This window comes from Mesorhizobium sp. M7A.F.Ca.US.005.03.2.1, assembly GCF_003997795.1.
In the GTDB taxonomy this organism is placed as follows: domain Bacteria; phylum Pseudomonadota; class Alphaproteobacteria; order Rhizobiales; family Rhizobiaceae; genus Mesorhizobium; species Mesorhizobium ciceri.
The window spans coordinates 1-3,661 of sequence record NZ_RZRP01000649.1; the positions used below are offsets into that span (position 1 = coordinate 1).

The 3,661-nt window shown below is 63.2% G+C and carries 4 protein-coding genes; 3 read left to right on the plus strand and 1 reads right to left on the minus strand.

The annotated features are described in order from the left end of the window. Positions 1 to 657: DUF3422 family protein (locus EN991_RS27570; RefSeq protein WP_127369934.1), on the minus strand; the 657-nt coding region annotated here is incomplete at its 3' end. A 206-nt stretch (positions 658 to 863) separates the two neighbouring features. Here EN991_RS27570 and EN991_RS27575 point away from each other — a divergent pair. From EN991_RS27575 to EN991_RS27585, 3 genes are read left to right on the plus strand one after another with little or no spacing between them, the layout of a single operon-like run. Beyond that, entirely contained in the window at positions 864 to 1,667 is an 804-nt protein-coding gene (locus EN991_RS27575; RefSeq protein ID WP_127369935.1) for an FCD domain-containing protein, read from the plus strand. A 19-nt stretch (positions 1,668 to 1,686) separates the two neighbouring features. Then, positions 1,687 to 2,832 carry an alpha-hydroxy acid oxidase gene (locus EN991_RS27580; RefSeq protein WP_013530347.1) on the plus strand — a complete coding sequence of 382 codons (1,146 nt, stop codon included), beginning with the start codon at positions 1,687 to 1,689 and terminating at the stop codon, positions 2,830 to 2,832. Positions 2,833 to 2,859: 27 nt separating this feature from the next. After that, entirely contained in the window at positions 2,860 to 3,633 is a 774-nt protein-coding gene (locus tag EN991_RS27585; RefSeq protein ID WP_063172771.1) for a metallophosphoesterase, read from the plus strand. Positions 3,634 to 3,661 lie beyond the last annotated feature (28 nt).

The following is a 3,661-nucleotide window of genomic DNA, read 5'->3' on the forward strand; positions in this document are numbered from 1 at the left end:
CAGGCCGAGCATGGCCAGCGTCCGATAGGTCTCGATGTCGATAAGCCGCTGCGACAACGCGCCGGTGCGCGCCGGGGTCAAGCCGCGATCGAGCAGCAGCATGCGCGTCAGGCCATCGCCATCCTGGCGAAAATCGGTGACGATGGCGGCGTTTCCGCGCTCGACCAGCGAGTAGCACAGGCTGGTCGGATCGAAACCGGCTATCAGTTGCTCGGTTGCTTGCGTCCATTTGCGGATTTCGAGCCTGATGCCGGAGATGCAGGTTCCCGGCGGGGAAAACCCGTTGCCGAAGGGTGAGTCCTCCTGCGTCCTGCCGCTTTCGGAAAGCGGCCCTTCCCACAAATAGGTCGAGAATTCGGTGTGCCGCTCCCAACGCAGCGAGCCCTTGCCCCATTTCATGGCATGGTGGCGGGCCTGGCGGTCGGGCGCGGCGATGCCGAGGCGCCGCGACAGTTCGGAAAGCACCGCGTGGTCGACGCCGGAGCCGCCCTCCGTCATGAAGGCGAGTTGCATCAGGACGCGTGGCTTTTCGATCAGCGGATGCGGCCGGGCATGAACCTCGCCGAGTGCGCCGGGCCGGCCCTCATGCGCGGGAAAGCCCATGACGCTGCCCTTGGCGCGCGGCTGGAATTCGAGATCGGACGGGTCGTCTGACACGGCTTGTTCCCCGGGGGTTTCCTTGAACCCGCTTGCACTCGCGTCCCTCTAGTGCCAATGGCCTGACGACGCAAACGGCAAAGTTAGCCGAAGATCACGGGATCGGGCGGGAAATCGGCCAGCTTTTTGTCAATTGGATAAATAATTTGACCAGTTGGCGAGGCAGGCTCTATTCTGCGGCACCGGTTCACCTTCCAGGCATTCTGTTGAGCGACATTTTTTCCAGGATCGAGCATTCGCGCACCGCCGACGAGGTGGTGCAGCAGATCGAGAGCCTCATCCTCGAAGGCGTGCTGCGCACCGGCGACCGGCTGCCGGGCGAGCGCGAGCTTGCACGCCAGTTCGACGTATCGCGGCCGATCCTGCGTGACGCCCTGAAGGCACTGGAAGGACGCGGCCTTTTGACGACAAGGCCCGGCGGCGGCACGCATGTCGCCGATGTCATCGGCCAGCTCTTCACCAAACCGGTGACGGACCTGATCTCGATGCACCGCAAGGCAGTGACCGACTATCTGGAATACCGCCGCGAGATCGAAGGGGTTGCGGCTGAATATGCGGCACGGCGCGCCACCCCAGACGACATGGCGCTGCTCGACAAGATCATGGCACGCATGGACGATGCGCACCGGACCGGCGACTTCGACGACGAGGCCGAGATCGACGTCGAGTTCCACCACGCGATCTGCGAATGCGCACACAACATCATCCTTTTGCACACGCTGCGCTCCTGTTATCGGCTGCTGTCGGAGGGCGTGTTCCAGAACCGGCTGCTGGTGTTCACCGTACCCGGCGCGCGCGACGCCCTGCTCGCGCAGCACCGGGCGATCCATGCGGCGGTGAAGGCCGGCGACCCGGCCGCCGCCCGCCAGGCGGCGATGGACCACATCACCTATGTCGAACGGTCGATGGCGGAGGCCGAGCGCAGCGGCGACTGGCAGCGCGTCTCGCGGCTGAGGTTGAAACAGCGCGTTGACGCCACCGATACAGAACCAGCACGCAAACGCTCCTAGCTATCGAAACGGGAAGCCCATGAGCCAGATCCTGACCATCGCCGACCTCAAGGACCTCGCACGCCGGCGTGTGCCGAAGATGTTCTTCGACTATGCCGATTCCGGTTCGTGGACCGAAAGCACGTATCGGGCCAACGAGGAGGATTTCCAGAAGATCAAGTTCCGCCAGCGCGTCCTCGTCGACATGGACAACCGTTCGCTGGCATCGACGATGATCGGCGAAAAAGTGTCTATGCCGGTGGCATTGGCGCCAACCGGCATGACCGGCATGCAGCACGCCAATGGCGAGATGCTGGCGGCGCAGGCGGCGGAGGAATTCGGCGTGCCGTTTACCTTGTCGACGATGAGCATCTGCTCGATCGAGGATGTCGCCTCGGTTACCACGAAGCCGTTCTGGTTTCAGCTCTATGTGCTGCGTGACAAGGATTTCGTGCTCAACCTGATCGACAGGGCAAAGGCGGCGAAATGCTCGGCGCTCGTGCTGACGCTCGACCTGCAGATTCTCGGTCAGCGCCACAAGGACATCCGCAACGGGCTTTCGGCGCCACCCAAGCTGACGCTGACGAACATCGTCGACATGGCCATCCGCCCGCGCTGGTGCGCCGCCATGGCCGGCACCAAGCGGCGGACCTTCCGCAACATTGTCGGCCACGCCAAGGGCGTCGGCAACATGGCCTCGCTGGCATCGTGGACGACGGAGCAGTTCGACCTGCATCTGTCGTGGAAGGACGTCGCCTGGATCAAGGAGCGCTGGGGCGGCAAGCTGATCCTCAAGGGCATTCTCGACAAGGAGGACGCGCTGATGGCGGCCAAGACCGGCGCCGACGCGATCATCGTTTCCAACCATGGCGGGCGCCAGCTCGATGGTGCGTCGTCGTCGATCGGCGTGCTGGAAGAGATTGCCGACGCGGTCGGTGACACGATCGAAGTGCATATGGATGGCGGCATCCGCTCCGGCCAGGATGTCCTGAAGGCGCTTTGCCTCGGTGCCAAGGGAACCTATATCGGCCGGCCGTTTCTTTACGGCCTGGGGGCGCTTGGCAAGGAAGGGGTTACCAAGGCGTTGGAAATCATCCGCAAGGAGATGGACATCACGCTGGCGCTGTGCGGAAAGCGTCTTGTCACCGACATGGGCAAGGACCAGCTCCGGCGCCAGGTCCCGTGACCGCCTGACCACGGAGACACCGAAAAGTTGGCAGAATCCGGCATCCATTTTCTCGACGCGCATGGGCCGGACGGCATCCGTCTCTATGCGATCGGCGACGTCCACGGCCGGCTCGACCTGCTGGCGGCCATGCATCTGCGCATCAGGGCCGAGATCGAGCAGGAGGCGCCTGCCGACTGGCGCGTCATCCATCTTGGCGACTATGTCGACCGCGGGCCGGACTCGAAGGGCGTCATCGATTTCCTGATCGAAGCGCAAGAGCGAGACCCTCGTCACCTGATGCTGGCCGGCAACCACGACATCGGCTTTCTCGATTTTCTCAAGACCCCTGACCCGGAAGGGCTTTTCATCCGGTTCGGCGGCATCCAGACGGCACAGTCTTACGGCGTAACGATCAGTGAAGGCACAAGCGTGTGGTTCGGCAAGGCCGAATCGGCCGTGCGCAGAGGACATCAGGCACTGGTCGAGGCCGTGCCGCAAAGCCACATCGACTTCCTGCGATCGCTGCCGTTTTCCGTGACTTTCGGGGACTTCTTCTTCTGCCATGCCGGCATCAGGCCGGGCATTCCTCTGGAGAAGCAAAACCCGCAGGATCTGATCTGGATCCGCGACGTCTTCCACAACCACCCCGACCTCTATCCGAAGATCGTGGTGCACGGCCACACGCCGGTGCCGGAGGCGGAAGTGATGGCAAATCGCGTCAATGTCGACACGCTTGCCTGGCAATCAGGCATGCTGAGCGCGCTCGTCGTCGACGGCGCGGACAAACGCATCCTGACAATGACGATCAAGGAAGCTTGAGCGCCGCGCGTCGGAGGATGCGAAAGAC